The sequence below is a fragment of the Streptacidiphilus cavernicola genome, from assembly GCF_042510955.1.
Taxonomy (GTDB): Bacteria; Actinomycetota; Actinomycetes; order Streptomycetales; family Streptomycetaceae; genus Streptacidiphilus; species Streptacidiphilus cavernicola.
This window is the reverse complement of record NZ_JBHFAB010000002.1, coordinates 247,273-272,653: the sequence shown is the minus strand read 5'-3', so window position 1 is coordinate 272,653 and position 25,381 is coordinate 247,273. Positions and strand designations below refer to the sequence as shown.

Annotated in this window: 27 protein-coding genes and 2 pseudogenes; 18 read left to right on the top strand and 11 right to left on the bottom strand. The window is 73.7% G+C overall.

Features of this window, described 5'->3' with window-relative positions:
• Window positions 1–339 precede the first annotated feature (339 nt).
• The 4 genes from ACEZDE_RS03430 to ACEZDE_RS03415 all read right to left on the bottom strand — a co-directional run bounded on the left by ACEZDE_RS03430 (window position 340) and on the right by ACEZDE_RS03415 (window position 4,439).
• The gene (locus ACEZDE_RS03430) at window positions 340–1,455 is read right to left on the bottom strand and encodes a Gfo/Idh/MocA family protein (protein ID WP_380531850.1); all 1,116 of its coding nucleotides are present in this window, start codon (window positions 1,453–1,455) and stop codon (window positions 340–342) included.
• The gene (locus tag ACEZDE_RS03425; protein ID WP_380531847.1) at window positions 1,452–2,207 is read right to left on the bottom strand and encodes a sugar phosphate isomerase/epimerase family protein; all 756 of its coding nucleotides are present in this window, start codon (window positions 2,205–2,207) and stop codon (window positions 1,452–1,454) included. Before ACEZDE_RS03425 ends, ACEZDE_RS03430 begins: the two co-directional genes overlap by 4 nt.
• Window positions 2,208–2,358: 151 nt before the next feature.
• Window positions 2,359–3,279, bottom strand: coding sequence for a sugar phosphate isomerase/epimerase family protein (locus ACEZDE_RS03420; RefSeq protein WP_380531844.1), 921 nt, complete (start codon window positions 3,277–3,279; stop codon window positions 2,359–2,361).
• Window positions 3,276–4,439, bottom strand: a complete 1,164-nt coding sequence (locus tag ACEZDE_RS03415; protein WP_380531841.1) for a Gfo/Idh/MocA family protein — start codon at window positions 4,437–4,439, stop codon at window positions 3,276–3,278. Before ACEZDE_RS03415 ends, ACEZDE_RS03420 begins: the two co-directional genes overlap by 4 nt.
• A 125-nt stretch (window positions 4,440–4,564) precedes the next feature.
• Between ACEZDE_RS03415 and ACEZDE_RS03410 the strand changes: the two genes are divergently transcribed.
• The 5 genes from ACEZDE_RS03410 to ACEZDE_RS03390 all read left to right on the top strand — a co-directional run bounded on the left by ACEZDE_RS03410 (window position 4,565) and on the right by ACEZDE_RS03390 (window position 8,260).
• Window positions 4,565–5,770: an ROK family protein gene (locus tag ACEZDE_RS03410; RefSeq protein ID WP_380531838.1), complete on the top strand. Its 1,206-nt coding sequence runs from the start codon at window positions 4,565–4,567 to the stop codon at window positions 5,768–5,770.
• A gap of 63 nt (window positions 5,771–5,833) precedes the next feature.
• Window positions 5,834–6,052 (top strand): hypothetical protein, encoded by a 219-nt coding sequence (locus tag ACEZDE_RS03405; protein WP_380531835.1) that lies wholly within the window; start codon window positions 5,834–5,836, stop codon window positions 6,050–6,052.
• A 28-nt stretch (window positions 6,053–6,080) separates the two neighbouring features.
• Window positions 6,081–6,953, top strand: coding sequence for a patatin-like phospholipase family protein (locus tag ACEZDE_RS03400; protein ID WP_380531832.1), 873 nt, complete (start codon window positions 6,081–6,083; stop codon window positions 6,951–6,953).
• Window positions 6,950–8,026, top strand: coding sequence for a 1-acyl-sn-glycerol-3-phosphate acyltransferase (locus tag ACEZDE_RS03395; protein WP_380531829.1), 1,077 nt, complete (start codon window positions 6,950–6,952; stop codon window positions 8,024–8,026). Before ACEZDE_RS03400 ends, ACEZDE_RS03395 begins: the two co-directional genes overlap by 4 nt.
• A 54-nt stretch (window positions 8,027–8,080) precedes the next feature.
• On the top strand, window positions 8,081–8,260 hold the full coding sequence (locus ACEZDE_RS03390; RefSeq protein ID WP_380531826.1) for a hypothetical protein: 180 nt from the start codon (window positions 8,081–8,083) through the stop codon (window positions 8,258–8,260).
• 91 nt (window positions 8,261–8,351) lie between these two features.
• Here ACEZDE_RS03390 and ACEZDE_RS03385 read toward each other — a convergent pair whose 3' ends face one another.
• The gene (locus tag ACEZDE_RS03385) at window positions 8,352–8,546 is read right to left on the bottom strand and encodes a DUF4236 domain-containing protein (protein WP_380531823.1); all 195 of its coding nucleotides are present in this window, start codon (window positions 8,544–8,546) and stop codon (window positions 8,352–8,354) included.
• Window positions 8,547–8,730: 184 nt separating this feature from the next.
• Here ACEZDE_RS03385 and ACEZDE_RS03380 point away from each other — a divergent pair, with 184 nt between their 5' ends.
• Together ACEZDE_RS03380 and ACEZDE_RS03375 are read left to right on the top strand one after the other, a co-directional pair.
• Window positions 8,731–8,949: a hypothetical protein gene (locus ACEZDE_RS03380; RefSeq protein ID WP_380531820.1), complete on the top strand. Its 219-nt coding sequence runs from the start codon at window positions 8,731–8,733 to the stop codon at window positions 8,947–8,949.
• Between the two features lie 95 nt (window positions 8,950–9,044).
• Window positions 9,045–9,404 carry an MmcQ/YjbR family DNA-binding protein gene (locus ACEZDE_RS03375; protein WP_380531817.1) on the top strand — a complete coding sequence of 120 codons (360 nt, stop codon included), beginning with the start codon at window positions 9,045–9,047 and terminating at the stop codon, window positions 9,402–9,404.
• Window positions 9,405–9,431: 27 nt separating this feature from the next.
• On the opposite strand, the gene ACEZDE_RS03370 is transcribed toward ACEZDE_RS03375, so the two are convergent.
• Window positions 9,432–10,025, bottom strand: a complete 594-nt coding sequence (locus ACEZDE_RS03370) for a helix-turn-helix domain-containing protein (RefSeq protein ID WP_380531814.1) — start codon at window positions 10,023–10,025, stop codon at window positions 9,432–9,434.
• Window positions 10,026–10,112: 87 nt separating this feature from the next.
• On the opposite strand from ACEZDE_RS03370, the gene ACEZDE_RS03365 reads away from it, so the two are divergent.
• Window positions 10,113–11,894: an FAD-dependent oxidoreductase gene (locus tag ACEZDE_RS03365; RefSeq protein ID WP_380531811.1), complete on the top strand. Its 1,782-nt coding sequence runs from the start codon at window positions 10,113–10,115 to the stop codon at window positions 11,892–11,894.
• A gap of 24 nt (window positions 11,895–11,918) precedes the next feature.
• Here the strand turns inward: ACEZDE_RS03365 and ACEZDE_RS03360 are convergent, their stop codons facing one another.
• Window positions 11,919–12,245 carry an STAS domain-containing protein gene (locus tag ACEZDE_RS03360; protein ID WP_380531808.1) on the bottom strand — a complete coding sequence of 109 codons (327 nt, stop codon included), beginning with the start codon at window positions 12,243–12,245 and terminating at the stop codon, window positions 11,919–11,921.
• Between the two features lie 201 nt (window positions 12,246–12,446).
• Window positions 12,447–12,803, bottom strand: a complete 357-nt coding sequence (locus ACEZDE_RS03355) for a DUF805 domain-containing protein (protein WP_380531805.1) — start codon at window positions 12,801–12,803, stop codon at window positions 12,447–12,449.
• Between the two features lie 212 nt (window positions 12,804–13,015).
• On the opposite strand from ACEZDE_RS03355, the gene ACEZDE_RS03350 reads away from it, so the two are divergent.
• From ACEZDE_RS03350 to ACEZDE_RS03340, 3 genes are all read left to right on the top strand, one after another.
• Window positions 13,016–13,582 (top strand): YbaK/EbsC family protein, encoded by a 567-nt coding sequence (locus ACEZDE_RS03350; RefSeq protein ID WP_380531802.1) that lies wholly within the window; start codon window positions 13,016–13,018, stop codon window positions 13,580–13,582.
• Between the two features lie 74 nt (window positions 13,583–13,656).
• Window positions 13,657–14,115 carry a hypothetical protein gene (locus ACEZDE_RS03345; RefSeq protein ID WP_380531801.1) on the top strand — a complete coding sequence of 153 codons (459 nt, stop codon included), beginning with the start codon at window positions 13,657–13,659 and terminating at the stop codon, window positions 14,113–14,115.
• Window positions 14,116–14,226: 111 nt separating this feature from the next.
• Window positions 14,227–14,403: a hypothetical protein gene (locus tag ACEZDE_RS03340; RefSeq protein ID WP_380531799.1), complete on the top strand. Its 177-nt coding sequence runs from the start codon at window positions 14,227–14,229 to the stop codon at window positions 14,401–14,403.
• 21 nt (window positions 14,404–14,424) lie between these two features.
• Here the strand turns inward: ACEZDE_RS03340 and ACEZDE_RS33730 are convergent.
• Together ACEZDE_RS33730 and ACEZDE_RS33725 are read right to left on the bottom strand one after the other, a co-directional pair.
• A pseudogene (locus ACEZDE_RS33730) lies at window positions 14,425–15,522 on the bottom strand (ATP-binding SpoIIE family protein phosphatase); the annotation flags it as partial.
• A 228-nt stretch (window positions 15,523–15,750) separates the two neighbouring features.
• Window positions 15,751–16,254 (bottom strand): annotated as a pseudogene (locus ACEZDE_RS33725) (ATP-binding cassette domain-containing protein); the annotation flags it as partial.
• 233 nt (window positions 16,255–16,487) lie between these two features.
• Here ACEZDE_RS33725 and ACEZDE_RS03330 point away from each other — a divergent pair.
• The 3 genes from ACEZDE_RS03330 (at window position 16,488) to ACEZDE_RS03320 (ending at window position 20,457) form a co-directional block, all read left to right on the top strand.
• Entirely contained in the window at window positions 16,488–18,164 is a 1,677-nt protein-coding gene (locus ACEZDE_RS03330) for a beta-1,3-glucanase family protein (RefSeq protein WP_380531797.1), read from the top strand.
• A gap of 71 nt (window positions 18,165–18,235) precedes the next feature.
• Complete coding sequence (locus ACEZDE_RS03325) at window positions 18,236–19,771, top strand: MFS transporter (protein ID WP_380531794.1); 1,536 nt, start codon at window positions 18,236–18,238, stop codon at window positions 19,769–19,771.
• Window positions 19,768–20,457 carry a hypothetical protein gene (locus tag ACEZDE_RS03320; protein WP_380531793.1) on the top strand — a complete coding sequence of 230 codons (690 nt, stop codon included), beginning with the start codon at window positions 19,768–19,770 and terminating at the stop codon, window positions 20,455–20,457. The genes ACEZDE_RS03325 and ACEZDE_RS03320 overlap by 4 nt, the downstream gene beginning before the upstream one ends.
• A gap of 7 nt (window positions 20,458–20,464) precedes the next feature.
• On the opposite strand, the gene ACEZDE_RS03315 is transcribed toward ACEZDE_RS03320, so the two are convergent.
• Complete coding sequence (locus tag ACEZDE_RS03315; protein ID WP_380531791.1) at window positions 20,465–20,680, bottom strand: DUF5133 domain-containing protein; 216 nt, start codon at window positions 20,678–20,680, stop codon at window positions 20,465–20,467.
• Window positions 20,681–20,957: 277 nt separating this feature from the next.
• On the opposite strand from ACEZDE_RS03315, the gene ACEZDE_RS03310 reads away from it, so the two are divergent.
• The 4 genes from ACEZDE_RS03310 (at window position 20,958) to ACEZDE_RS03295 (ending at window position 25,373) form a co-directional block, all read left to right on the top strand.
• Window positions 20,958–21,314: a hypothetical protein gene (locus ACEZDE_RS03310; protein WP_380531789.1), complete on the top strand. Its 357-nt coding sequence runs from the start codon at window positions 20,958–20,960 to the stop codon at window positions 21,312–21,314.
• Window positions 21,315–21,395: 81 nt separating this feature from the next.
• Window positions 21,396–23,489 (top strand): telomere-associated protein Tap, encoded by a 2,094-nt coding sequence (gene tap, locus ACEZDE_RS03305; RefSeq protein WP_380532343.1) that lies wholly within the window; start codon window positions 21,396–21,398, stop codon window positions 23,487–23,489.
• 6 nt (window positions 23,490–23,495) lie between these two features.
• Window positions 23,496–24,050: a telomere-protecting terminal protein Tpg gene (tpg, locus tag ACEZDE_RS03300; protein WP_380531786.1), complete on the top strand. Its 555-nt coding sequence runs from the start codon at window positions 23,496–23,498 to the stop codon at window positions 24,048–24,050.
• Between the two features lie 30 nt (window positions 24,051–24,080).
• The gene (locus ACEZDE_RS03295) at window positions 24,081–25,373 is read left to right on the top strand and encodes a threonine/serine exporter family protein (protein WP_380531783.1); all 1,293 of its coding nucleotides are present in this window, start codon (window positions 24,081–24,083) and stop codon (window positions 25,371–25,373) included.
• Window positions 25,374–25,381: the final 8 nt, after the last annotated feature.

Sequence of the window (25,381 nt, the reverse complement as noted above, 5' to 3'; positions counted from 1 at the left end):
CGGCCGGGCTCCTCTCTCCCAGCCTGCGAGCCGCGCGCGCCGACGCCACCCGCATGGAGCATTCGGGCGACGTCGGCGCACCATGGTTCACGCTGCTCCCCGTGGCCTCAAAAAACCCATCAGTCACACAGGTATCACCAGTCACACAGCCCCCTCGAAGCGCGGCACACAGAACGGGCGGGACGGGGGCGGGACGACGGGGCCGGACCGCAGTCCGCCCGCCGTGTCCCAGGCACGGGGCACGGCGGGCGGAGGTATCGGGCGCGCGAGCGGGAGCGCTCCCGCGGTGGGCGGCGTTCAGCTGGCGGAGGTCGGCCTTCGCCGCCGCGCGCGGGGGAGTCAGCCCAGCGTCGGGTCCGTCGGCGACCAGTCGGACGGCAGCGGCTCCGGCACCGCGCACCGGGACGGGACGGAACGGAACTCGCCGTCCGCGGCGGAGGCGGTGATCGCGGTCATGGTGTCCAGGACGTGCTGGGCCATCTCGCCGGAGGCGCGGTGCGGGCGGTCCGCGCGCAGCGAGCGGGCCATCTCCAGGACGCCGATCCCGCGTCCGGCGTCGGTCCCGGTGACCGGGAGGTCGCGCCAGTCCTCGTCCGACCCGCCGCGCACCCGGAGCGGGCCGCCGAAGGTGTTGGGGTCGCCGAGCTCCAACGTGCCCTCGGTGCCGGTGACCTCGAACTGCATCCGGGGCAGCGCGGAGTCGAAGCTGAAGGTGGTGGCCGCGGTGGCCCCGGCGGCGAAGTCGATCAGCGCGGTGACATGGGTCGGCACCTCGACGTCGAACCGGGTGCCGGCCCGCGGCCCGGAGCCGATGACCCGCTCCGCCCGTCCCTGCCGGGCGCTGGCGGCGACCCGGGTGGCCGGGCCGAGCAGGGCGACCAGCGCGGTGAGGTAGTACGGGCCGAGGTCGAACAGCGGTCCCGCGCCGTACTGGAACAGGAACTCGGGGTTGGGGTGCCAGCGCTCGGGGCCGAAGTTCAGCACCGCGGTGGTGGCCGCGACCGGGGCGCCGATGGCCCCGGACTCGATGGCCCGGATCGCGCTCTGCACGCCCGCGCCGAGGAAGGTGTCCGGCGCGTTGCCGACCCGCAGGCCCAGGGCCGCCGCCTCAGCGAGCAGCTTCCCGCCCTCGACCGGGTCGAGCGCCAGCGGCTTCTCGCCGTAGACGTGCTTCCCGGCCCGCAGCGCCGCTCGGGCGACGGTGGCGTGTGCGGCCGGGACGGTCAGGTTGACGACCAGTTCGACCTCGGGGAGCGCCAGCACCGTGTCGACGTCCCCGGAGACCGGGATGCCGTACTCGTCGGCGGTGGCCTTGGCGCGTGCGGTGTCCAGGTCGGCCACGGCGACCACCTCGACATCGGGGAAGCTGGCCAGGTTGCCCAGGTACTGGGTGCTGATCACCCCGGCGCCGACGACCGCGACCGCGACCGGGCCGCGCGGACCGCTGCCGCTCATGCCTGCGCCTCCAGCGCGCTCAGGTAGCTGTGGCTGGCTGCGACGGCGTCCATGACGTCGGTGGCGCAGGTGTCCAGCTCGACGATGCGCCAGGCGTCGGCGGGCGCGGCGGCGAGGATCGCGGGCACCGGCATCGCCCCGGCGCCGACCGCGGTGTGCGGCTCGCCCTTGACCACCGGGCCGTCCTTGACGTGCAGCGCGCGGACCCGGTCGCCGAGCCGGCCGAGCACCTGCGGGACGTCCGCCCCGGCGACCGCGGCCCAGTAGGTGTCGATCTCCAGGAAGACCTCGGGGGCGAGCAGCCCGGCCAGCGCCTCCAGCGCGTGCCGGCCGCCGACCTGCGGCTCGAACTCCCACCAGTGGTTGTGGTAGCCGATCCGCTGGCCGTGCGCGGCGGCTTTCCCAGCGAGGGCGTTGAGGGTCTCCGCGGTGCGGGCGAGGCCCTCGGCGGTGGTGAACTCCTGCTCCGGGATCCCGGCCGGGACGATGACCAGGTCGGTGCCGAGCACGGCGGCGGCCTCGAACACCGCCTCCGCCTCGGCGTCCCCGTCGAGCAGGGTGATGGCGTGCACGCTGGACACGGTCAGGCCCAGGTCGTCGGCGACCTTGCGGAAGCCGTGCGGGTCGGCGGTGGGCTGGAACGGCTCCACCGCGCCGAAGCCGATCTCCGCGATGCGGCGCAGCACGCCGTCGCGGTCGTCGGGCAGCAGATCGCGGACGGAGTACAGCTGGACGGAGAGGGGGTGGGTCATCGGCGGTGCGCTCCTCGGGTGGGTGTGGTCGGGCGCGGTGGTCGGGTGTCGCGGCGTCAGGCGGCAGGAGCCAGGCGGCAGGAGTCGGGCGTCGCGTTGGGCGGCACGTCGGGCGTCGCCTCGGGTGTCGCGGTCGGGCTGGTCGCCGTGGTCAGGCGACGATGAGCGGGCGCAGGGTGCGGTGGGCGATGACCAGCCCCTGCTTGACCTTCTCCTCGGTGCCGCCCCAGACCGGGTCCTCGTGCTCGACCGAGAGGGTCCCGGTGAAGCCGCCCTCGTAGAGGGCGTCGACCACGCCGCGCCAGTCGACGTCGCCGAGGCCGGGCACCCGGTAGCGCCACCAGCCGACGTCCCAGGGGTTGTCGCGCTCGATCGACTTGCCGAAGAAGCCGTAGCGGTTCCGGGCCTCCGGGTTCAGCTGGGCGTCCTTGGCCTGGGCGTGCGGGATGCGGTCGACGTAGGGGCGCAGCGCCGCGACCGGGTCGATGCCGAGCCACATCAGGTGCGAGGGGTCGTAGTTGAGGTAGAAGCCGAGCGAGAAGATCCACTCCCACAGCTCGGGGGAGTAGGCGAGGTTGCCCGGGTAGCCGTCCGGGTGCCAGCCCTCCATCACGCAGTTCTCGATGATCAGCTTGACCCCGCGCTCGCCGGCGTAGTCGACCAGCGGCGGCAGCACCTTCTCGCCCAGGGCGACATTCTCCCTGACCGAGCGTCCGGGATCGCGGCCGATGAAGGTGCCCACGTAGGGGACGCCGAGCAGGGCGGCGGCGTCGATGTTGCGGCGCAGGTGGTCGGCGATCTCGGCGCGGCGGCGCTCGTCGGGGTGGAGGTTGTTCTCGTAGTAGGCCAGCGCCGAGATCTCGATGCCGTGCTGGCTGAACAGGCCTTTGACCTGTTCGGCGGCGCGCTGGTCCAGGGCGGCGACGTCGAGGTGGCTGGCCTCGAAGTCGCGGGAGCCGGTGGCCGGCCAGGTGGCGACCTCCAGGGCGTCGTAGTCGTGGGCGGCGGCCCAGGGGACGATCTGCTCCAGCGTCAGCTGCGGCAGGCAGGCGGTCAGGAATCCGAGTTTCATGCGGCGGGCACCTCAGTCCAGGAGCGGGTACGAGCGGAGGCGAGGACGGCGTCGGTCAGTGCGGCGGTGCGGGCGGCGTCGGCGAAGGTCGGGAACGCGGGCGGTTCGGCCGCGCCGGGGCCGGGGCCGGAGACAGGACCGGCCGCCGCCGTGTGGACGTCGCGGACGAAGGCGGCGAAGCAGTCGTAGTAGCCCAGGCCGTGGCCCGGCGGCAGGGTGGAGAGGCGCGCGGCCTCGGGGGAGAGCAGCGCGGCGTCCCGGGCGAGCGCCTCGATCCCGGTCCTGCGGCCGAGCAGCAGGGTCTCCGGGTTCTCCTGATCGAACGTCACGCTGGCCTCGGCGGCGTCCACTTCGAGCCAGAGCCGGTTCTTGCGGCCGGGGGAGACCTGGGAGACCAGCAGTGATCCGGTGGCCCCGCGGTCGGTGCGGAACAGCAGGTGCGCGGCGTCCTCTGTGCCGACCGGCTCGGTCGCGGCGGGGCCGGCACCGGGCGCGGCGAACGTCCCGGCCCTGGCCGCGCTGCGCTCGCCGTGCACGGTCGCGGTGGCGGCGACCAGCTCGGTGATCCGGTGCCCGGTGATCCACTCGGCCAGGTCGCACCAGTGCGAGCCGATGTCGGCGAAGGCCCGGGACGGGCCCCCGGCCACCGGGTCCACCCGCCAGTTGCTGTCGGCGCTGTCGGCCAGCCAGTCCTGCAGGTAGTGGCCGTGCAGCAGGTGCACCGGGCCGAGCGCGCCGGAGCGGACCCGGGTCCTGGCCTCGGCCGCCATCGGGTGGTAGCGGTAGACGAACGGGACGGCGGCCAGCAGGCCCGATCCGGCGGCGAGCGCGGTGAGTGCGTCGGCGTCGGCGGCGGAGGTCGCCAGCGGCTTCTCACAGACCACGTGCTTGCCCGAGCGCAGCGCGAGTTCGGCCAGCGGCCGGTGCCGGTCGTTGGGCGTGCAGATGTGGACGATGTCGACCTCGTCGCTGGTGACCAGTTCCTCCGCGCTCGCGAAGGCGTGCGGCACCCCGAGTTCGGCCGCGGCCAGTTTGCCGCGCTCGGGTGTCGAGGCCGCGATCCCGACCACCCGCGACCCGGCCCTGCGGGCGGCGTCGAGGTGGACCCGGGCGACCATGCCGGCCCCGGCGATGGCCACGCGTAGCGGATGCTGCGTCACAGGACGCCTCCTTTTCTGGCTCGTCGGAAAACGTAATCCCCGCTCTATCTGCTTGACAATGACATGAGTTACGCTAACTTCTGTCATAAATAGCGGGCGCGACGGTGAGGGCGGGTGGAGGTGCGGTGGCGGCGGTCGACCTGAGGCACCAGGAGGCGTTGAGCGAGGTGGTCGCCCTGGTCGCGGCCGGGACGGCGGGGACCCGCAGCGCGCTGGCCGGTGCCACCGGGATGTCCAGGGCCACCGTCTCCCAGCGGGTGGACACCCTGATCGCGGCCGGGCTGCTGCTCGACGGCGAACCCGCGGTCGCCGCCCGCGGCCGTCCGCCGCTCACGCTGCGGCTCAACCCGCGGATCGGCGCGGTCTGTGCGGTCGACCTGGGGGCCACCCACTGCCGGATCCGGCTCGCCGACCTGGGCGGGGAGCCGCTGGGCGAGACCGTCGCGACCATCGCCGTCGCGGACGGCCCCGAGGCCGTGCTGTCCTGGGTCGACGCCCGGCTGCGGGAGCTGCTGGCGCGGGCCGGACGCGCACCGGCTGAGGTCTGCGCGATCAGCATGGGCGTGCCGGGGCCGGTCGACTTCGCCACCGGCACACCGGTCCGCCCGCCGATCATGCCCGGCTGGGACGGCTACCCGATCCCCTCGTTCTTCGCCGGGCGCTACGACGCCCCGGTGCTGGTCGACAACGACGTGAACCTGATGGCGCTGGGCGAGTTCGCGCACCGTCCCGGCGTCCGGCACCTGCTCTACGTCAAGGTCGGCACCGGCATCGGCTGCGGCATCGTCTCCGACGGCGCGCTGCACCGGGGCGCGGCCGGGGCCGCGGGCGACATCGGACACGTCCGGGTCCCCGGGCACGAGGACGTGCCCTGCCACTGCGGCAACACCGGCTGCATCGAGGCGGTGGCCTCCGGCGGGGCGCTGGTGGCCACGCTGCGCGCGGCCGGCTGCGAGGTCGCGAGCACCAGGGACGTGGTCCGGATCGCGGGCGAGGGCAACGCCCTGGCCCGGCGTCAGGTCCGGCTGGCCGGACAGCGGTTGGGGGAGGTGCTGGCCACCGCGGTCAGCTTCCACAACCCGGATCTGATCGTCCTCGGCGGCAGCCTGGCCGAACTGCACGAGGACCTGCTCGCCGAGATCCGCGGCGTGGTCTACCGGCGTGCGCTGCCGCTGGCGACCAGGAGCCTGGCCATCGAGACCTCGCTGCTCGGCGGCCGGGCCGGGGTCGAGGGCGCGGGTCGGCTGGCCCTCGGCCACCTGCTCTCCGGCAGCGGCCTGGCCGGGCTGCTGCGCCGCTCCACCCGTTCTGCCCGCGGCGCGGGCGACTGACCGACGATCACCTGTTCGGCCACTCGGTCACCACGGGCGGTGGATCGCGGGAGGATGCACGGTATGGACGGTTCGACGGAACGCGAAGACCAGCTCGCCTCGGGGCGCAGGCACCTGGAGCAGGCGACCGAGGCGGCAGCCGAGGCCCGGCGGCTGCTGACGCCGACGGACGGGGTGGTGAGCGAGGAGAACCGGGCCGAGGGGGAGTCGCTGATGCGGCTCGCCGACTCCTACGCCCGACTGGCCCAACTCGCGCTGCGGATCGCCGGGCCCGCGGGGTGAGACCGCGGCGCCGGGGAAGGTGACGCCCATGGCTGACTCCTCCGACACCGTGAAGACCCCCGCCCACACCTGCGCCTTCGTCCTCGGCGGAGGCGGCGCGCTGGGCGCCTGCGAGGTGGGCATGCTGGGGGCGCTGCTCTCCGCCGGGATCACCCCCGACCTGGTGGTCGGCACCTCGGTGGGCGCGATCAACGGCGCGATGATCGCCGCCGACCCCAGCGCGGGCGCGGTGGACCGGCTGACCGAGCTGTGGAGCGGCCTGGGCCGCTCCGGGGTCTTCTCCGGCTCGCTGCTGGGACGGCTGCACAAGGCGGCCCGCAGCCGCACCCACCTCTACTCCGCCGACCCGCTGCGCCGGATGCTGCGGGAGTACCTCCCGGTCGAGCGGATCGAGGAGCTCGCCGTCCCGTACCAGTGCGTCGCGGCCGGGATCGAGCGCGCGGCCGAGCACTGGTTCACCGAAGGAGCGCTGGTGGACGCGGTGCTGGCGTCCTGCGCGGTGCCCGGACTGCTCCCGCCGGTGGCGGTCGGCGGCGAGCACTTCCTGGACGGCGGTCTGACCAACAGCATCCCGGTCGGCCGCGCCGTCGCGCTCGGGGCCCGGGTCGTCTACGTGCTGCAGGTCGGCCGGATCGAGCAGCCGCTGACCGTCCCCCGGCGCCCGTGGGAGGTGGCCTCGGTGTCGTTCGAGATCGCCCGCCGGCACCGGTTCGCCCGCGACATGGCCGACCTGCCGCCCGGCGTCGAGGTGCACGTCCTGCCCAGCGGCGGCCCGATCGGACGCTCCGGCGCCGCCGGGCAGCTGCGCTACCGCGACTTCGGGCTCTCCACCGAGCGGATCGACCGCGCCCACCGGGCCACCTCCGACTACCTCGCCGAGCACCCGGCGGCGGCCCGGTGAGCGCCGTCCGGCCGGGCACGGTCGGCACGGTCGGCAGACGCCTGGTCACCGTGCCGCTGGCGGTGGCCCTCACCGGCGCCGCCCTGGCGCTGTTCCTGCTGGCGGCGATCTCCGCGCCGGTGGTGCTGCTGTTCGCACCACGGCTGCGGCTGCTGCGCCTCTCCGCCTTCCTGCTGGTCTACCTGCTGGTCGACCTGGGCGGGGTGGCCGGGGCGGGCTGGGACTGGGCCCGCTGCGCCACCCTGCCGGGCCCGGCTCGGCAGGAGCGGCTGCGGCAGCTCAGCTACGCGCTGCTGGCCCGGCTGCTGGGGGTGCTCAGGGCCGCCGCCGGACGGCTGTTCGACCTGCGGGTGGAGGTCGATCCGCCGATCCGCCCGGCCGGGGGCGCCCCGGCGCCGCTGCTGGTGTTCGCCCGGCACGCCGGTCCCGGGGACTCCTTCCTGCTGATCCACGCGCTGCTGTGCGACGCCGGGCTGCGTCCGGTGGTGGTGCTCAAGGCGTTCCTGCGCTGGGACCCCTGCCTGGACCTGCTGATCGGCCGCACGCCGCACTGCTTCGTCCCGGCGGACGGCGATCCGGCCACCGCGGCGGCGATCGGCGCGCTCGGCGCGGCCGTGGGTCCCGGCGAGGCGGTGGTGATCTTCCCCGAGGGCGGCAACTTCACCGAGGGACGGCGGGCCCGTTCCATCGCCTGGCTCCGGCGCAACGGCCAACTCCGCCGCGCCGCCAGGGCCCAGCGGCAGCACCATGTGCTGCCGCCGCGGATGCCGGGGACGCTCGCCCTGCTCGCGGGGGCGGCGGGAGCGGCCGGGGCAGCGGGGGCGGCTGGAGTGGCGGGCACGGCCGCCGAGGTGGTGGTCGTGGCGCATACCGGGCTGGACCGGCTGGATTCAAAGGGCGCTGTCTGGAAGGGAGTTCCGCTCCGGACCGCGGTGACCGCGACCTGGTGGCGGGTGCCGCTGGCGGAGCTGCCGTCCGACCGGACGGGCCGTGAGGAGTGGCTGACCGACCAGTGGTCGCGGGTGGACGCCTGGATCGGCCGACGGGCGGATCGAAGCACGGAAGCGGGGTAGGCGGGCGGTTGAGGCAGCAGTGGCTGCCGCGGTCCCTGTCGAAAGAGGTTCCCCATGCTCGGAATAGCCGCCGCCATCGCCTTCGGTGCTGCCTTCCTGATCAACGCCACCGACACCGTGGTGGACAGAGTCTTCTCGCCGACGAGCCTGATGCTGCTCGGCCTGACCCTGCTCGCGGCGCACCTGGCCGGGGTCGGCACCGGTTACACCCCGCGCCGTCGCTCCCGCCGCTGAGACCCCCGAAGGTCCGAGACCTCGAGAAGGCCGCTGTCCCGGTGGACACCACCGGGACAGCGGCCTTCTCGTCCGTACTGCCGGCGCCGTACTACCGGCGGCGACGGCTGCTGACGCGGCGCCAGGAGAACGGTCCTGGCAGGTCGACCGACTCGGTGCGCTGGCCGCGGGTGTTCTCGGTGACGTGCACGTGCTTTCCGCCGGTGGTGACCGACATCGAATGCCCGTTGACGTTGAGACGTACGCCCGGAAATATCCGGAAGGACTTGTGGAAACGGATCGGCATTTCGGCACTCCTCGTTCGTCGGACGGTCGACGGAGCGCCTGCCCGGATGACGGGAAATCATCTCCCTGCGGGCGCGGTTGAGGTGGCCCGGCCGCTCACCCAATCGGACCAGCCACTTCGTCGGAACGGGCGCTCTTGCGCGCCGTGGCTCGCGGTGCCCGCGCGGGCACCGCAGGCTGGGGGCATGACCGAGACCCCCGAACCCATCGTCGTCGTCCTCGCCCCCGAGACCGGTTCCGCCGGCACCGGGCGGCGGGTCCAGCTCGGCCGCAATGTGGTGGCCCTGGCCGAGTCCCGCGAGGACGTCGACCGGCTGCTGGACATGGCCGGACTGACCGAGTGGGTGGGGCTCGACCCGACGATCATCGAGTGGCGCTGCGGCGGCCCCGAGATCTGGCCCTGAGGACCGGGCTCGACATCCGGCCCTGACGCGCACTGCCTATGCTGAGGCTGACCCGCGCTCAGTTCCCCGCTGCCCCAGGTGAGGTCCGTCCGATCATGCCCGACGCCGACGACGTCCGCCGCATCGCCCTGTCCCTGCCGCAGGCGGTGGAGAAGGAGCTGTGGAACCACCCCACGTTCCATGTCGCCGGCCGGATGTTCCTCACCCTCCCCGAGCCGGGCTCGTTCGCCGTGCGCTGCCCCAAGCACGAGCGGGCCGAGCTGATCGCCTCCGAGCCGGAGAAGTTCTGGGTGCCGCCGCACGAGGCCCACTCCTCCTGGGTCCGGGCCCGGCCGTCCGCGCTGGACGACCTCGACGAGCTGCGCGACATCGTGGTCGACTCCTGGCGCCAGGCCGCGCCCGAGGAACTCGCCGACGCCTACCCGCCGCCCGGCCGGGAGGCCGACCCGTCATGACCCCGCCGGGAGCAGGCAGCGATCGCGTCACGAGCCGGTGGGGCGGGCCCGTACGTGCATCCGCTCGCCCTGGGCGCCGAACAGGCTGAGGAACTCCACCGGCTGCGGCCCGGCGTTGGCGAAGCCGTGCGGGGTGCGGGTGTCGAACTCGGCCGCCTCGCCCGCGGTGAGCACCAGGTCGTGCTCGCCCAGGGCCAGCCGCAACCGCCCGGACAGCACGTACAGCCACTCGTAGCCCTCGTGGGTGCCCTGCTCGGGGCGCTCCTCGCGGGCCGGGCCCGCCGCGGGCAGGATCTGCTTGTAGGCGTGCAGGCCGCCCAGGTGGCGGGTCAGCGGTATGAAGGTCTGGCCGTGCCGGACGAACGGGCGCGGGTGGATCCGCGGGTCGCCGGTGGGCGGTGCGCCGACCAGCTCGTCCAGCTGGACGCCGTGTGCTCGGGCCAGCGGGAGCAGCAGCTCCAGGGTCGGCTTGCGCTTCCCGGACTCCAGCCGGGACAGCGTGCTGACCGAGATGCCGGTGCTCTCGCCCAGCTGGGCCAGGGTGGTGCCGCGGTCCTGCCGCAAGGCGCGCAGCCGCGGGCCCACGGCGGTCAGCACCTCGGGGATGTCGTCGTCTGCCATGCTTCCATTTGCTGCTCCGGCAAGAAAGTTTGTCAAGCCGGGTCGCTGTCGCCGACGATCGCAGTGAGCTGAACGGAGGCACATCACATGACGACACAGACACCCACAGGGCCCGAGCAGAACGCTTATGACGTCGTAGTCATCGGCGGCGGCCCCGCCGGGCTGAGCGGCGCACTGACGCTGGGCCGGGCCCGGCGCTCGGTCCTGGTGGTCGACGCCGGGCAGCCGCGGAACGCCCCGGCCGACGGGATCCACGGCTACCTGGGCCGCGAGGGCGCCCCGCCCGGCGAGCTGCTGGCCGACGGCCGCGCGGAGGCGGCCGGGTACGGCGCCGAGATCCTGGCCGGGGCCGTCACCGACGTCGAGCGGCGGGGGGACGACGGCTTCCGGGTGGTCCTGGACGGCGGCGGCGCGGTCCTGGCCCGGCGACTGCTGCTGGCCACCGGCCTGCTGGACGAGCTGCCGGAGCTGCCGGGCCTGGCCGAGCGCTGGGGGCGCCAGGTGCTGCACTGCCCGTACTGCCACGGCTGGGAAGTGCGGGACCAGAGCGTGGGCGTGCTGGGGACCGGGCCGATGTCGGTGCACCAGGCGCTGCTGTGGCGGCAGTGGGCCGGCGGGATCACCCTGTTCCTGCACACCGGCCCCGAGCCGAGCGACGAGGAGTTCGAGCAGTTGGCCGCGCGCGGCGTCTCGGTCGTGGACGGCGAGGTGGTCGGTCTTGAGCCGGTCGGCGACGGTTCTGCGGGGCTCGGCGTGCGGCTGGCCGGGGGGAAGCTGATCGAGCTTCAGGCACTGGCGGTCGCGCCGAAGTTCACCGCGCGGGGGATCGGTCTGCTGGCCGGGCTCGGCCTCGCGGCGACCGACCTGGAGCTGGGCGGCCAGGTGGTCGGCAGTCACCTGCTCGCGGACCCGACCGGCGCCACGGCGGCGCCCGGGGTGTGGGTGGCGGGCAATGCGACCGGGCTGCACGAGCAGGTCATCGGCTCCGCCGCGGCGGGCGTGCGGGCCGCGGCGGCGATCAACGGCGACCTGGTCGCCGAGGACACCCGCCGGGCGGTCGCGCTCCGGCGGCGGTCCGGTGCGGAGCCGTTCTCCGCGGAGGCCGAGCGCGAGGTGTGCGAGCGGGTGCTCGGCGACCGGCGGCACGGGCTGCCCCCGTACCCGGGGGACCCGGCGGGCCCGGGAGACCGGGCGGACACGGCGGCTTCGGAGGGCCCGGTGGCTTCGGCGGACCCGGCGGACGCCTCGCCCGCCACGGCGGAGGAGTTCTGGGACACCCGTTACCGGACCAGCGAGCGGATCTGGAGCGGTGAACCCAACGGGGTCCTGGTCCGTGAGGCCGCCCCACTGGCGCCCGGCCGGGCGCTGGACCTGGGCTGCGGTGAGGGGGCCGACGCGGTCTGGCTCGCCCGGCAGGGCTGGCGGGTGACCGCCGTGGACGTGTCCGGGGTCGCCCTGGAGCGCGGAGCGCGGCACGCGGAGGAGCACGGCGTCGCCGACCTGATCGACTGGCAGCGGCACGACCTGGCGGAGACCTTCCCGGACGGGGCCTTCGAGCTGGTCTCGGCCCAGTTCCTGCACTCGGAGCAGGAGTTCCCCCGGGACCGGATCCTGCGCTCCGCCGCCGCCGCGGTCGTCCCCGGCGGCATCCTGCTGATCGTCGGACACGCCCGCCGCCCGGCGGCGGACGACCACCACGCCCACCTGGAACTCCCCAGCCCGGAACAGGTCCTGGCCGGTCTCGACCTCCCGCCGGACGCCTGGGAGGTGCTGCGCAGCGAGGAGCACCGACGCACCGTCACCAACGCGGAGGGACAGCCCGCCCCGGGCACCGACAACACGCTCCAACTCCGGCGGCGGGTCGGCTGAGCAGCGGTCGGACCAGGGCCGGGGCTACGCCGAGGCGAGGAGCAGCCGGGCCAGGCCGGTGGCGTCCAGGATGCGGCGCAGCAGCGGTCCGGCCTGGGCCAGGTACAGCGGCACGCCGTGGTCGGCCGCCTGCTGGTGCGCCCGGATGAAGGCGCTCAGCCCGCCGGAGTCGCAGTAGTCCACCAGGGCGACGTCGATCTCGACGCGCAGCACCAGGGGATGGGTCAGCAGCGGTTCGAGCGCCTCGTCGAGCAGCGCCTGCGCGCTTCGGTCGATGTGCCCGGCGAGCATGATCTCGGCGGTGCCGCGGCTGTCCCCGACGAGCACGGTCACACTTGGGCCAGCGCCCATGGAATCCCCTGAAGTCCTGATAGGTGAGGCGCATCAAGGTAGTTGTCCGCACCGCCGCGCGGACACGGATTTCCCCGGATGTTTAGGCCGTCGTGTCTGCGCCGTTATCAGGACGTGAGATTTCGCGGATGGAAAGACGGAAGCGGCGCTCCCCGTCGGGGTGCGCCGCCTCCGCGGAGCCGTGCGGAACCTGAGGACAGGTCAGACGCCGACCGCGCCCTGCTTCGGGCTCGGGCCGAACTGGTTGTCGTTCGGCTGGCCCTCGGTGGCCAGGAAGACGATCAGGATGATCCAGCCGACCAGCGGGACGATGCCGATCAGGATCCACCAGCCGCTGCGGCCGGTGTCGTGCAGCCGGCGGGCGGCCACGGCCAGCGACGGCAGCAGCACGGCCAGGCCGTAGATGATGCCCAGGATGCTGGAACCGATCACCGCGTCGATGATGGCGAGCACGATGTAGGCGATGACGTTGAACAGAAAGAACATCCAGTATTCCTGGCGGCGGGCGCGGCCGCTGAAACCGACATAATTCTTGAGGACATCGACGTACCAGTTCACAGTTTTCCTGTCGTGTTATACGGCCGTGCGTCCGGCCAGGCAGGTGCAGAACGTATGGGATTTCCCTCGTTCAGGTCAAGAGATTCCCCGACGGAGCTTCAAGAGCGGGTAAAGAGTCCGTATTTGGGGGAGTTGGACCGGGCGGCCCGCGCCCTCGGCGGCGGTCGGCCGCCCGGTCCGCAGCCCCGTCCGCTGCCGCTAGAGTCGGCGGTATGAGTGACCTGATCCCTGTGCCCTTCGGCAACTTCACTGCTGTCCAGCGGGCGTTGGACGTGCCCGACCAGCTCGCGGGACTGGTGGCCGACGCACTGAAGAACTGGACCCCCGAGGCGGCCCAGTCCGTGCTGTACGTGGACACCGACCCCGACAAGGCCGACACCGCCGTCTTCTGCGCCGCCTACGACGTCCCGGCCGAGGTCTCCGCCAACTGCGTCCTGGTCGCCGCGAAGCGCGGCGGCGAGACCACGCTCGCCGCGTGCATGGCCCTGGCCGGCACCCGGGTGGACGTCAACAACGTGGTGCGCAAGCACCTGGGCGCGCGCAAGGCGTCGTTCGCCCCGATGGACACTGCGGTCGGGGCCACCGGCATGGAGTACGGCGGGATCACCCCGGTCGGCCTGCCGTCCGGCTGGCCGCTGCTGGTCGACGCGGCGGTGGCGGCGACCGAGTACGCGCTGATCGGCAGCGGCCTGCGCCGGGGCAAGCTGATCCTGCCCGGCTGGGCGCTGGCCCAGCTCCCCGGCGCCGAGGTGATCGAGGGACTGGCCAACCCGGCCTGACCCCGGCCGTCGACATCAGTAGGCTCCGGGCAGTCGCAGGAAGCACGGAGACGATGAACCAGGGCCCTCACCCCATGCCGCCGGAACCAGGCGGCGGACCGGACGCCGAGCGGATGCGCGGCCTGGCCGCGCTCCGGCACGTCGACGCCCGGCAGCTCGTCGACGAGCTGACCGGGCCGGTGCCGCGCCCCGGCCTGCGCCTGGCCGATGCCGCACTGCTGCCCGACCCGGAGCACCCGCTGACCGCGGGCCTGCTCCGCGAGCTCGGCGGCTGCGCCAGGACCTGGGCCGAGGGGCGGCTGCCCGCGGGGGTGCTGCGCCGGTCCTGGCCGGGGCCCGGGGGCACGCGGGTGCTGCGGGTGTCGGCGTCCTGGTGGAGCGTGGTGGGACGCCATCCCGGCGGCCCGGTGCTGGCCCTGGTCGACGGCGATCCCTGCCTGTACGACCTGGCCGGCGCCGTCGGCGTGGACGGGCTGCTCTCGCTGCTGGCCGAGGAGCAGGCGCCGCGGCGGACCCCGGGTGACCCGGGGTGACGGATTGAGGTCTTCTTGTGATCTCCAGGGGGTGTCCGCCGGAGCCGGTCGTGGAAGGATTCGTGTCGTCTCCCCGCCACGGACGCCGGGGGGACGACAGGAGGATCACCCATGATCACGTGGCCGCAGGCCCCCGCTCCCCGTCTGGCCCCGGCGCAGGACCGGGCGGTCGCCGTCCCCGCCGCGGCATCGGAGGCGGAGCCGGAGGGCGCGGACCCGGAGCGACCAGCGCCGTGCCCGGATCGCCGGGACGAGGCGACGGCGCTGCTGGCCGCCACCGGCTCCTGACCGCCGGGTGAGTCGCCCCGTTCAGCGGGGCAGCCGCTGCTGGGCCCAGATGGTCTTGCCGGTCGCGGTGTACCTGGTGCCCCAGCGCTCGGCGATGTGGGCGACCAGGAACAGCCCGCGTCCGCCCTCGTCGGTGCCGGCCGCGTAGCGCAGGTGCGGCGAGGTGTTGCTGGTGTCGGAGACCTCGCAGATCAGCGAGCGGTCGCGGAGCAGCCGCAGGGTGATCGGGCCGGTGGCGTAGCGGATCGCGTTGGTGGTCAGCTCGCTGATGATCAGCTCGGTGGTGAACTCCAGCTCGTCCAGCTCCCACCGGGCCAGCTGCCGGGCGACCTCCGCGCGGATGCCGGAGACCGCGGCCGGGTCGGCCGGGACCTCCCAGAGCGCCACGTCCTCGGCCGCCAGCGCCCGGGTGCGGGCGACCAGCAGCGCGACGTCGTCCACCGGGTTGCTGGGCAGCAGCGCCTTGATGACGGCCTGGCAGGTCTCCTCCGGGTCCCGCTGCTGCTCGGCCAGGGTGTCGCGGAGCAGCCCGAGGCCCAGGTCGATGTCCCGGGCGCGGTCCTCCACCAGGCCGTCGGTGTAGAGGACCAGCCGGCTGCCCTCGGGGATCAGCAGCTCCACGCTCTCGAACGGCAGGCCGCCCAGGCCCAGCGGCGGTCCCGCGGGCGTCTCCGGGAACTCCACCGTGCCGTCCGGGTGCGCCAGGGCCGGCGGCAGGTGCCCGGCCCTGGCCACCTCGCAGCGCCGGGACACCGGGTCGTAGATCGCGTACAGGCAGGTGGCCCCGATCAGCGCGCCGCCGCCGGGGGAGTCCTCCTGCTCCTGGTCGATCCGGCCGACCAGGTCGTCCAGGTGCGCCAGCAGCTCGCCGGCCGGGAGGTCGAGCGAGGAGAAGTTGTGCACCGCCGTGCGCAGCCGGCCCATGGTGGCCGCCGCCTTCAGGCCGTGCCCGACCACGTCGCCCACCACCAGCGCGACCCGGGCGCCGGACAGCGGGATCACGTCGAACCAGTCGCCGCCCACGCCCGCCTGCGCGGGCAGGTAGCGGTAGGCCACCTCCAGCGCGCTCTGCTCCGGCAGGCCGCGCGGCAGCAGGCTGTGCTGCAGGGTCACCGCCAGCGTGTCGTTGCCGGTGATCGCGGACAGTATCTGCTCCTGGGTGGTGTACTTCACCTCGAACAGCCCGCTGTTGCGGCCCAGCCGCAGCACCGCCACCCGGTCCGCGACCGTGCGCACCTCCTCCAGGTTGTGGCTGACCAGGACCACGCCGTGGCCGCGTTCGCGCAGCCGCCGGATCAGGTTCAGTACCTGGGCGGTCTGCTCCACCCCCAGCGCGGCGGTGGGCTCGTCCAGCACCACCAGCCGTGGCCGGCCGATCAGCGAGCGGGCGATGGCCACCGCCTGCCGCTGCCCGCCGGACAGCGAGGCGACCGGGGTGCGCAGGCTGGGCAGGGTGATCGCCAGGCCCTCCAGCTGGACCCGGGCCCGCCGCTCCATCTCGATGTGGTTCAGCACGCCGAACCGGCGCAGCTCCCGGCCGAGGAAGAGGTTGCCGACCACGTCGAGGTTCTCGCACAGCGACAGGTCCTGGTAGACGGTGGCGATGCCCAGCTCGCGCGAGTGCTGCGGGGTGCTGATGTCCACCGGGCGGCCCTGCCAGGCGATCACCCCGGCGTCCGGCGAGATCACCCCGGAGATCGTCTTGACCAGGGTGGACTTGCCCGCGCCGTTGTCCCCGACCAGTGCGAGGACCTCGCCGGCCCGCACCTCCAGGTCCACGTCGGTCAGGGCCCGCAGGGCCCCGAACCGCTTGCAGACCCCGTGCAGGGACAGCAACGGCACGTCCGCCATCGCAACCGCCTCCCTCATCCGTGCAGCGGAGACTCGACCTTACGGTCACCTGTACCCCGAACGACAGCGTCCGCGCCGCCTGAATGATCGACAGAACCGGTGTTCGTTCAAGAGGTTTGCTTAAGTGAAGGTTGAGAGCGCTTTCATGCGTCAGGTATTGACCGATCCCGGCGGCGGCAGGAGGGTGATGGATCGTCACACCACCCCCACCGCAGCACCCCCAGGAGCCTGACGTGATCGCTCGTCGCACCCTGATCGGCGCCTCCATCGCGGCCGTGGCCGCACCCTTCCTGCTCACCTCGCTCGAACGCACCGCCTCGGCGAGCACCCCCGCCGTGCTGGACGTGGAGCTGGCCAACAACTCCAGCTCCGACACCGTCTACGCCTATGTGCTGGGACTCGACCTGAACCAGGGCAACCAGTGGGCCTTCCTGGAAGCCGACGGGAGCACGCTCTACCACCCGCCGTCCCCCGCGGCCCCCGGCGCGGCGCTCGGCGCCGACTGCGCGATCACCCTGCCCGCCCGCGGCGCGGCCTCCCGCCGGATCTCGCTGCCCTACCTGGCCAGCGGGCGGATCTACTTCTCCATCGGCAGCAAGCTGACCTTCCTGATCAACCCCGGCCCCGGCATCGCCATGCCGTCGGTGGCCAACCCCAGCGACCCGAACATCGCCACCTCCTACAGCTTCTGCGAGTTCACCTACGACACCACCCAGCTCTACGCCAACATCAGCTACGTGGACTTCGCCTCGGTCCCGATCTCCTTCAACCTGCAGACGTCGGGGCAGGGCACCCAGACCGTGCAGGGGCTGGCGGCCGGCGGGCTGGAGACCGTCGCCGCCGCGCTGCGGACCCAGGCCGCCTCGGACGGCGGCGACTGGGCGAAGCTGATCGTGCCCAACTCCTCCGGCGGGACCCTGCGGGTGCTCAGCCCGAACACCGCCATCGCCTCCAACCCGGCGCTGTTCAGCGGCTACCTGGACAGCTACATCAACCAGGTCTGGACGAAGTACCAGAGCACCGACCTGGTGATCGACACCCAGGCCTCCTGGGGCAGCACCACCGGACGGGTCAGCGGCGGGGTGCTCAGCTTCCCCGGGGTGGGCTCCTTCGCCAAGCCGTCCACCGCGGCCGTGTTCAACTGCAGCGCCGCCCCGTTCACCACCGGCAACGACGAGATGGGCAACCTCAGCGCCCGGCTCGCCGCGGCCTTCAACCGGACCACGATCCTGGACAACCCGAACCAGCCGGACGGCGAGAACCCGGCGCTGTTCTACCAGCAGCCGCACAGCAACCACTACGCCCGGATCCTGCACCAGACCGCGACCGACCACCTCGGCTACGCCTTCCCCTACGACGACGTGCACCCGGCCGGGGTCGACTTCGAGGGCCGGGTCCAGTCCTCGGTGCCGACCGTGTGGACCATCACCGCGGGCGGCAGCTCCGGCGGCTCGACCACCCCGCCCTCCTCGCCGCCGCCCACCCAGGGCGGCGGGACCAGCGCGTTCGCGACGATCCAGGCGGAGGCCTACACCTCCCAGTCCGGCACCCAGACCGAGACCACCGGCGACGCGGGCGGCGGCCAGGACGTCGGCTGGATCGCCAATGGCGACTGGCTCGGCTACGCGGGCGTCGACTTCGGCTCGGGCGGCGCCACCCAGTTCCGGGCCCGGGTCGCCTCCGGCGCCGCCGCCGGCGTCAGCGGCCTGGTCCAGGTCTGCCTGGACAGCCCGACCGCCGCGCCGGTCGGCAGCTTCGCGGTCGGCAGCACCGGCGGCTGGCAGACCTGGCAGACCGTCCCGGCCACCATCTCCCGGGTGACCGGCACCCACACGGTCTACCTGACCTTCGCCAGCGGCCAGCCGGCCGACTTCGTCAACATCAACTGGTTCACCTTCGCCGCGAGCTGACGGGCCGTATGATCTGGCCCGATGCCGGAGTCCGAGCACGGATTCCGGCCAGGGGCGACGAAGGAGCAGCCATGGGCGGCACTGCCGGCCGGTCCAGGAACCTCGTGCTGGCGGCGATGATCTTCGCCGTCGCCATGACGTTCATCGACCAGACCATCGTGTCGATCGCGGTGCCGCAGATCCAGCGCGAGCTGGGTCTGAGCAGCACCGGGGTGCAGTGGGCGGTGAACGCCTACCTGCTGGCCCTGGCCGCGCTGTTCGCGTTCGGCGGGCGACTGGCGGACACGCTCGGCCACCGCAGGCTGGTGGTGGCCGGCGTGATCGTCTTCGCGGCGGCGTCCGCGCTGTGCGGACTGACCCCGAAGGGGTCGCTGGCGGAGGCCTGGATCGTCACCTTCCGGGCGGTGCAGGGGGCCGGGGGCGCGCTGATGTTCCCGGCCGCGCTGGCCATCGTGGTGCAGACCTTCGAGCTGCGGGAGCGCGGCAAGGCGCTGGCCCTGTTCTTCGGCATCGCCGGAGGGCTCACCGCGATCGGCCCGATCCTCGGCGGCTACCTCACCGAGTGGACCTGGCGGGCCATCTTCTGGGTGAACATCCCGGTCGCGCTGATCGCCCTGGTCCTGATCGCGGTGTCCAAGCCGGTCACCGAGCACCGGCCGGCGTCCATGGACTACCGCGGCCTGGCGCTGATCGCGGGCGGCGTCGCGCTGAGCGTCTTCGGCTTCCAGCAGGCGCCGATCTGGGGTTGGAGCAACCCCGCGATCGGACTGTGCATCGCCGCGGGGGCGGCGCTGCTGGTGGTGTTCTTCTACGTGGAGCGCCGAACCCCCGAGCCGCTGATCCAGGTCGGCATCTTCAAGGTGCGGGCGTTCCTGGTGGAGAACCTGGTCCTCGGCGTCTCCATGCTGGTGTTCGTGCCGGTGTTCTTCTTCGCCAGCGAGTACGCGCAGATCGCGCTGGGCAAGACCGCGTCACAGGCGGGCCTCTACCTGCTCTACTTCTTCCTCGGCTTCGTGGTCGCCTCGCAGATCGGCGGGCGGATGCTGGACCGGGGCGGGGCCAAGCGCCCGGTGGTGCTCGGCTGCGCGCTGGCCGCGGTCGGCTTCTTCCTCTGGGCGGGGAGGGTCACCGGGCTGGACTTCGGCACCCAGCAGTGGTTCGTGGTGCTGTCCGGCGCCGGGATGGGCTTCATGCTCGGCCCGGCCAGCACCGACGCGGTGAACCGGGCGTCCCGGCTCTCCTACGGCGAGGCCACCGGGATCACCCAGACCGTCCGCAACTACGCCGCGAGCCTCGGCATCGCGGTGCTGGGGACGACGCTGGTCTCCGAGATGCACAACCGGGTGACCTCCTCGCTGGTCGCCCAGGGGATGCCGCGGGCGCAGGCCGCGGCGGAGGCGCGGCAGTTCTCCCAGTCGCAGGGCGGCGGGAGCGGCGGGGCCATCCCCGACTTCATCAGGCTCGACTTCGCCTACGCGACCCGTACGGTGCTGTACGCGATGGCGGGGATCATGGCGGTGGCGGCGGTGGTGGCGCTGATCGGTCTGCAGCGGGGGCTCCAGACCGAGCAGCCGGAGCCGGCGTCCGAGCCGGTGCCGGAGCCGTGAACCAGGTCACGCGCGAGGGAGGACGGGCGGAGCCCGCGCCGGTGCCCCGGCGGAACCGGGTGACGCCGCTGGGGGACCTGGTGGCGGTGCCGCTGCGCGGGGCGTGGACCGGGAACCGGGGGATCCTGCACTCCGGCCGGGAGATCGTCCGCTTCCACGCGGGCGACCTCTGGATCACCTGCGCGCTGCGATTCCGCGAGCGGCACCACCCGGACCAGTGGCTGCCGCACCACTACACCTTCCTGTACTTCCACGACGAGGCGGTCGCGCTCGCGGCCGGGCACCGCCCGTGCGCGGAGTGCCGCCGGGCGGACTACCGCGCCTACCGCGCGGCCTGGGCCGAGGGGCTCGGGGTGGAGCCGCCGTCGGCGCAGCGGATGAACCGTCAACTGCACGCCGAGCGGCTGGTCCCGGGGACGCACCGGCGGCGGACCCACGCCCTGCCCTGGGCCGAGCTGCCGGACGGGGTGTTCGTCCGGCTCGGCGGGGTCCCGCTGCTGCTGCTCGGGGACCAGCTGGTCGAGTGGAGCGGAGCGGGCTACGGCGCGCGGCGTGCCCGGCCGGGGAGCGGGGCCGGAAGCGGGGACGGGCTCGCCGAGGTGGTCACTCCGCCGTCGACAGTGGCCGCGCTGCGGGCCGGGTACCCGGTGCAGATCGACGACTCGGCCCGGTCGGCCGCCGGGTGAGCCGGGGTCAGGCCGCCGCGGGGGCGAGGCCTTCCAGCTGCGGGGTCAGCAGGCGGCGGGCCTGCTCCACGGCGCGGGCGGCGTCGCGGATGCCGGTGGAGACGCAGAGGGTGTAGTGCAGGTCGGCGCGGCGGCGCTCGGTACCGGGGCCCTCGGGGGCGGCCTCCAGGGCATCGAGTTCGGTGACGAGGCGGCGGAGTTCGACGGGGTTGATCAGCGGCATGGCCAGCTCCATCAGGACGTTCCGGCAGGGACGTTCCGGGCAGGGAATCGTTCGCAACGGCTGCGGGCCGGCGCTGGACCGCAGCGAGGGTGGACCGTTCAACGGGTACCAGCAGGCGGACAGCTGACCCGGCATCACCTCGCGGAGCGGAGGTGGACTGTGGCTTGACTCCATAGTAAACGCGGTCGGGGCCGTTGGCCGCCGTCCGGCGGGAGACGTTCGACACAGATACTTCGGGACAACGGATCGTTGTTTCATTGTGCTAGGTTCTCGCGGTATGGATCACCAGCAGCCCCAGCCGCCCCAGGAGGCCGCGGAGTCGGCCCGCCAGGTGGAGCGGACCGCGGCGCTGCTCGGCAGACTGCTGAGTGCGGCGGAGCGGTCCGGCGGTGAGCGGTCCGGCGCGGAGTCGGCGCTGTCGGCGGCGGAGGTCGGGTCCGCGCTGGGCATGTTCGAGGAACTGCGGAACCGGATCGACCGGTTGGAGACCCAGTTGGTCATCGAGGGTCGACGGCGCGGGATGGACTGGAAGGCCATCGCGGGGCACCAGGGGTTCAACTCGTCCCAGGCGGCGTCCCAGCGGTACCAGCGGCTGGTGACGCGCCTTGAGGAGATCCGGCAGGGCGTCAGATAGCCTGCGGCGCGGTCGGCTGTGCGCCGGGGTTGTGGCTGGGCTGTGGTGGTTGGGTTGAGCGAGGAGAGGCAGGGCAAGGTCGTGGTCGACCGGAGTGATCCGCTGTTCGACTCGGTCGACGCGCTGTTGGCCGTGGTGGCGGCGGGTCAGGTGCTGCCGGTCCCGGCGGAGCGGGTGCGGCTGCGGGAGGCCGCGGGGCTGACGTCGGCCGCCGTCGCCCAGGTGCTCAAGACCCGCCCGGCGACGGTGGAGGCCTGGGAGGCCGGCCGTACCGAGCCCGCCGGCGACCGCCGCGAGGCCTACCGCCGCCTGTTGGACGGCCTGGCCGCCCACTACCCACCGCCTGCGGCGCCCGCCGAGACGCCACCCGCCGCCGCGCCCGCCGTGACGGTGCCACCGGCCGAGGTCGTCCCACCCGTCGAGGCGGCGGCCGCGGAAGCGCCTGCCCCGGCCGAACCGGAGGCCCAGCACCCGCCCGCGACACGGGAACCCGGGTCAGCGCCGCGCGGGTCGGCCCCGGTCGGAGATGACGGGCGGGGGTTTGCGAACGGGCCGTTGCTGGTGTTGGACGGGGACGGGACGGCTTACGGCGTCGGCGGGCTGGTGTTGGAGTGTCCGGCCAAGACGGTCGCCGCGCTGGTGGAGTGGACGTTGCAGCACGCTCAGGTCGGGGCGCCGCGACTGCACCGGGCCGGGCGGGACTCCGATCCGCTGGTGGTGCTGACCGCCGCCGCGGCCTCGCGGCTGGGGCTGCCGTCGGAGCTGGAGGACCGCCGGGGCCTGCGGCTGCCGGAGAACCATCCCGTGGTCACACAGATCGCCAAGGCCGAGTGGCAGCTGACCAGGCGCGGCTTCGGGCCCTGGCCGCGGATCTACCGCCCGGCCGCCGACGGCCGCCGGGCCTGCGTGCAGCTCGCGGTGCTGCCCTGGGGCGCGCTGGACAACCGGGCCTGGGCGAACGCCGAGACCCTGCCGCCGCCGGAACTCGCCCGGGTGCTCGGCGACTACGCCGCCCGGGTGATCACCCCCAGGGGCTCCACCGCCGTCTCCGGCCTGGAGCTGATGACTGCGCTGCGCCCGCCCACCAGGGCGGTCCGCGGTGAGGACGGGGTCTGGGTCTCCGGCCCGGTCCCCGGCTCGCTGACCGTCGCGGTCGACCCGGCCCCGCCGGAGGCGCCGGACGAGCACCCGGTCGCGGTCGGCCGCGCCGCGGACGAGGCCCTGGACGAGGAGGCGTTCGAGTGGATCCGTGATCCGGAGCAGCTCACCGACGCCGAGTGCGCGCAGCCCTTCGCCGTCGGCATCGACGTGAACATGGCCTTCGCCGCCGCGGCCAACCGGCTGGTGGTCGGCCTCGGCGCGCCGGTCCACGTCCGGCAGCCGGCCTTCGACAAGGCGCTGCCCGGGTCGTGGTTCGTCGACCTCTCCGGCCTGGCCTTCGACCCGCGGCTGCCGAACCCGTTCACCCCGCACGGCGTCCGGCCGGTCGGCCCGGCCTGGTACGCCACGCCGACCGTGGCGTACGCGGCCGAACTCGGGCACCAGGTCCGGCCGCTGGAAGCGTGGCTGCGTCCGGAGCACGGCCCGTACCTGGACCCCTGGTACCAGCGGCTGCGCGACGCCTACCTGGCGACCATGGCCGAACTCGGCGTCAGCGCCGGGATGCCGCCCGCCGAGTACCTGGCCGCGATGGAGCAGCACAAGAAGGCCGACCCCGGCCGGGCCGCGGTGCTCTCGGCGGTCAAGGCCACCGTCAAGGGCGGCATCGGCAAGCTGCGCGAGCGCCCGCAAGGGGCCCGGCACGCCCCGGGCGAGCGGTGGGGCGCGCTGGAGCGGCCGACCTGGCGGCCCGACATCAGGGCCGCCGTGATCTCCGCCGCCCGGGTCAACATGCACCGCAAGATGCTGGCGCTGGCCGCCAAGGCGGACCTGTGGCCGATCGCGGTGCTCTCCGACTGCGCCGTCTACCCCTCGTCGGGCCCGGGGCCGCTGGACTTCCTGCCGTCCACCCCGGACGGCAGGCCGCTGCCCGGCGGGTTCCGACTCGGCGTCAGCCCGGGGATGGTCAAGCACGAGGGCACCCAGGAGTTCCTGTGGGCCGCGCAACTGCTGGACCAGGGACACAACCCGGCCCGGCACATCAAGGGCGCCGACGCCGCGATCGACGGGGAGTAGCAGCCGATGGGCACGATCAGCGACAGCCTGGACCGCGCCGCGGAGGAGCGCTTCACCCGCAAGCCCCCGGTCGGCACCGCCCCCCGGGTGGCCTTCCTGGTCCGGCGGCTCGGCTCGACCCGGGCCGTGGCGGAGCTGCTCGGCGTGTCGCAGCGCTCGGTGGAGCGCTACCTCAAGGGCACCCGCAAGCACCCGCCGACGCCGATCGCGGCCAGGATCGAGGCCGAGCTGAAGCGCCGTTGGCAGCCGCTGGTCCGCAAGCGCGCCACCGACCGGGCGGTCAGCACCGGCGGCATCACCGTGGAGACCCGGGCCCAGTTCGGCTTCAGCGCCGCGCCCGGCAGCACCGACGACCCCCGGCTGCGCCGGATCACCCAGCACCTGCCGCCCGACTACGCGCGGCGGCTGTTCGACGCCCACGCCGCGGGCGCGACCGAGCAGCAGTTGTCCCAGGTGATCGCGCAGGGCCTGGGGGAGGTCTACTTCAAGGAGGGCGGCCGTCGCGCCGACGGACTCACGGTGGAGCTGAACGCCATCGACTACCTGGATCTGGACTACTGATCCGGTATAACCGGACATGTGCATACCGGGATGAATCAGGGCACGGTCGGTCCGCCCGACGACATCGGCCAGGACGACCCGCACCAGACCCTGGTGCGCTTCCTCACCCGGCTGACCTGGCTTCAGCTGACCTGCAGCGGCGAGGGAGCCGAGGACATCGAGGGCTCGGTGGTCGACGCCGCGCGGCAGTTCGGCGGCGACGCCTCGGTGCTGGTCGTCCCGGACGGCGCCACCCTCACCGTCGGCTCGCACGCCCAGCGCACCACGGTCGGGGTGCGCGGCTTCCCGGAGATCTTCCGGATGGACCAGCTCGCGGCGCTGAAGCTGCTGCTGCGGGACGTGGCGAGCGGGGGGACGGACGTCCGGGAGGCCGACCGCGGCCTGCTCGCGATCATCCGGAGCCCCGCGCCGTACCCGTGGTGGCTGAAGCTGCTGGGCATCGTGCTGTTCTCGGTCGGCTTCGCCCCGCTGATGCAGGCCACCTGGTACGAGGTCGGCACGACCGCGGTCATCGCCTGCGTGCCCGCGGCGCTCGCGGTCGGGGCCACCCGGCTGCCGAGGCTGGAGAAGGTGCTGCCGCTGGCGGCGTCCGCCGCGGTGTCGCTGTTCACCCTGGAGGTCTTCGCCCGCACCCCGGCCGACGGCGGCCCGGTGCTGCTGATGCTCCCCGCGCTGTTCTACTTCATCCCCGGCGACTACCTCAGCGCCGCGTCCGCGGAACTCGCCGGCGGCTACATCACCACCGGGGCCATCCGCATCGTCTACGCCACGTTCCTGCTGGTGCAGCTCTACCTCGGGGTGATCGTCGGGCTGACCGTCTCCGGACTGCCGCCCAAGGTTCTGTTCGACACCACGGCGCCTGCCGACCTGCCGACCTGGGTGATCTGGGCCTGCTGGATCCCGTTCACCGTCGGCACGGTGCTGGCCTTCGCCATCCCGATGCGGTTCCTGGTGCGGCTGCTGGTGCTGGTCTATGTCACCGTCGGCGTCCAGGCGCTGATCACCCGTCTGGTCGGGGAGCTCGGCGGCACCTTCGCCGCGGCCGTGGTCCTCGGCGTGGTCGCCACCCTGAGCGCGCGGCGCGCCGACCAGCCGCCGCGGGTGCTGCTGCTGCTCCCCGGCTTCTTCGCGCTGACCGCGGGCTCACTGGGGGTGCGCGGCCTGACCGCGCTCACCGGGGGCTACTCGACCCAGGGCTACCAGGACCTGACCGAGATGGTGGCGGTCGTCACCGCGGTCGCCATCGGCATCTTCCTCGGCACCGTCCTCACCCAGCCGACCGCCCAGCGCAGGGAGGGGACGCTGGATCTGCCGCCGGGCTAGCGGACGGC

Bases quoted from the DNA above. Each gene is read 5' to 3' on its own strand.
- ACEZDE_RS03360 (WP_380531808.1), bottom strand. From the start codon at position 12,245: ATGGGCGCTGGCCCAAGTGTGACCGTGCTCGTCGGGGACAGCCGCGGC.
- ACEZDE_RS03425 (WP_380531847.1), bottom strand. From the start codon at position 2,207: ATGACCCACCCCCTCTCCGTCCAGCTGTACTCCGTCCGCGATCTGCTG.
- ACEZDE_RS03420 (WP_380531844.1), bottom strand. From the start codon at position 3,279: ATGAAACTCGGATTCCTGACCGCCTGCCTGCCGCAGCTGACGCTGGAG.
- ACEZDE_RS03405 (WP_380531835.1), top strand. From the start codon at position 5,834: ATGGACGGTTCGACGGAACGCGAAGACCAGCTCGCCTCGGGGCGCAGG.
- ACEZDE_RS03370 (WP_380531814.1), bottom strand. From the start codon at position 10,025: ATGGCAGACGACGACATCCCCGAGGTGCTGACCGCCGTGGGCCCGCGG.
- ACEZDE_RS03365 (WP_380531811.1), top strand. From the start codon at position 10,113: ATGACGACACAGACACCCACAGGGCCCGAGCAGAACGCTTATGACGTC.
- ACEZDE_RS03375 (WP_380531817.1), top strand. From the start codon at position 9,045: ATGCCCGACGCCGACGACGTCCGCCGCATCGCCCTGTCCCTGCCGCAG.
- ACEZDE_RS03345 (WP_380531801.1), top strand. From the start codon at position 13,657: ATGCCGCCGGAACCAGGCGGCGGACCGGACGCCGAGCGGATGCGCGGC.
- ACEZDE_RS03430 (WP_380531850.1), bottom strand. From the start codon at position 1,455: ATGAGCGGCAGCGGTCCGCGCGGCCCGGTCGCGGTCGCGGTCGTCGGC.
- ACEZDE_RS03390 (WP_380531826.1), top strand. From the start codon at position 8,081: ATGCTCGGAATAGCCGCCGCCATCGCCTTCGGTGCTGCCTTCCTGATC.
- ACEZDE_RS03325 (WP_380531794.1), top strand. From the start codon at position 18,236: ATGGGCGGCACTGCCGGCCGGTCCAGGAACCTCGTGCTGGCGGCGATG.
- ACEZDE_RS03295 (WP_380531783.1), top strand. From the start codon at position 24,081: ATGAATCAGGGCACGGTCGGTCCGCCCGACGACATCGGCCAGGACGAC.
- ACEZDE_RS03315 (WP_380531791.1), bottom strand. From the start codon at position 20,680: ATGCCGCTGATCAACCCCGTCGAACTCCGCCGCCTCGTCACCGAACTC.
- tpg (WP_380531786.1), top strand. From the start codon at position 23,496: ATGGGCACGATCAGCGACAGCCTGGACCGCGCCGCGGAGGAGCGCTTC.
- ACEZDE_RS03400 (WP_380531832.1), top strand. From the start codon at position 6,081: ATGGCTGACTCCTCCGACACCGTGAAGACCCCCGCCCACACCTGCGCC.
- ACEZDE_RS03350 (WP_380531802.1), top strand. From the start codon at position 13,016: ATGAGTGACCTGATCCCTGTGCCCTTCGGCAACTTCACTGCTGTCCAG.
- ACEZDE_RS03340 (WP_380531799.1), top strand. From the start codon at position 14,227: ATGATCACGTGGCCGCAGGCCCCCGCTCCCCGTCTGGCCCCGGCGCAG.
- ACEZDE_RS03310 (WP_380531789.1), top strand. From the start codon at position 20,958: ATGGATCACCAGCAGCCCCAGCCGCCCCAGGAGGCCGCGGAGTCGGCC.
- ACEZDE_RS03385 (WP_380531823.1), bottom strand. From the start codon at position 8,546: ATGCCGATCCGTTTCCACAAGTCCTTCCGGATATTTCCGGGCGTACGT.
- ACEZDE_RS03380 (WP_380531820.1), top strand. From the start codon at position 8,731: ATGACCGAGACCCCCGAACCCATCGTCGTCGTCCTCGCCCCCGAGACC.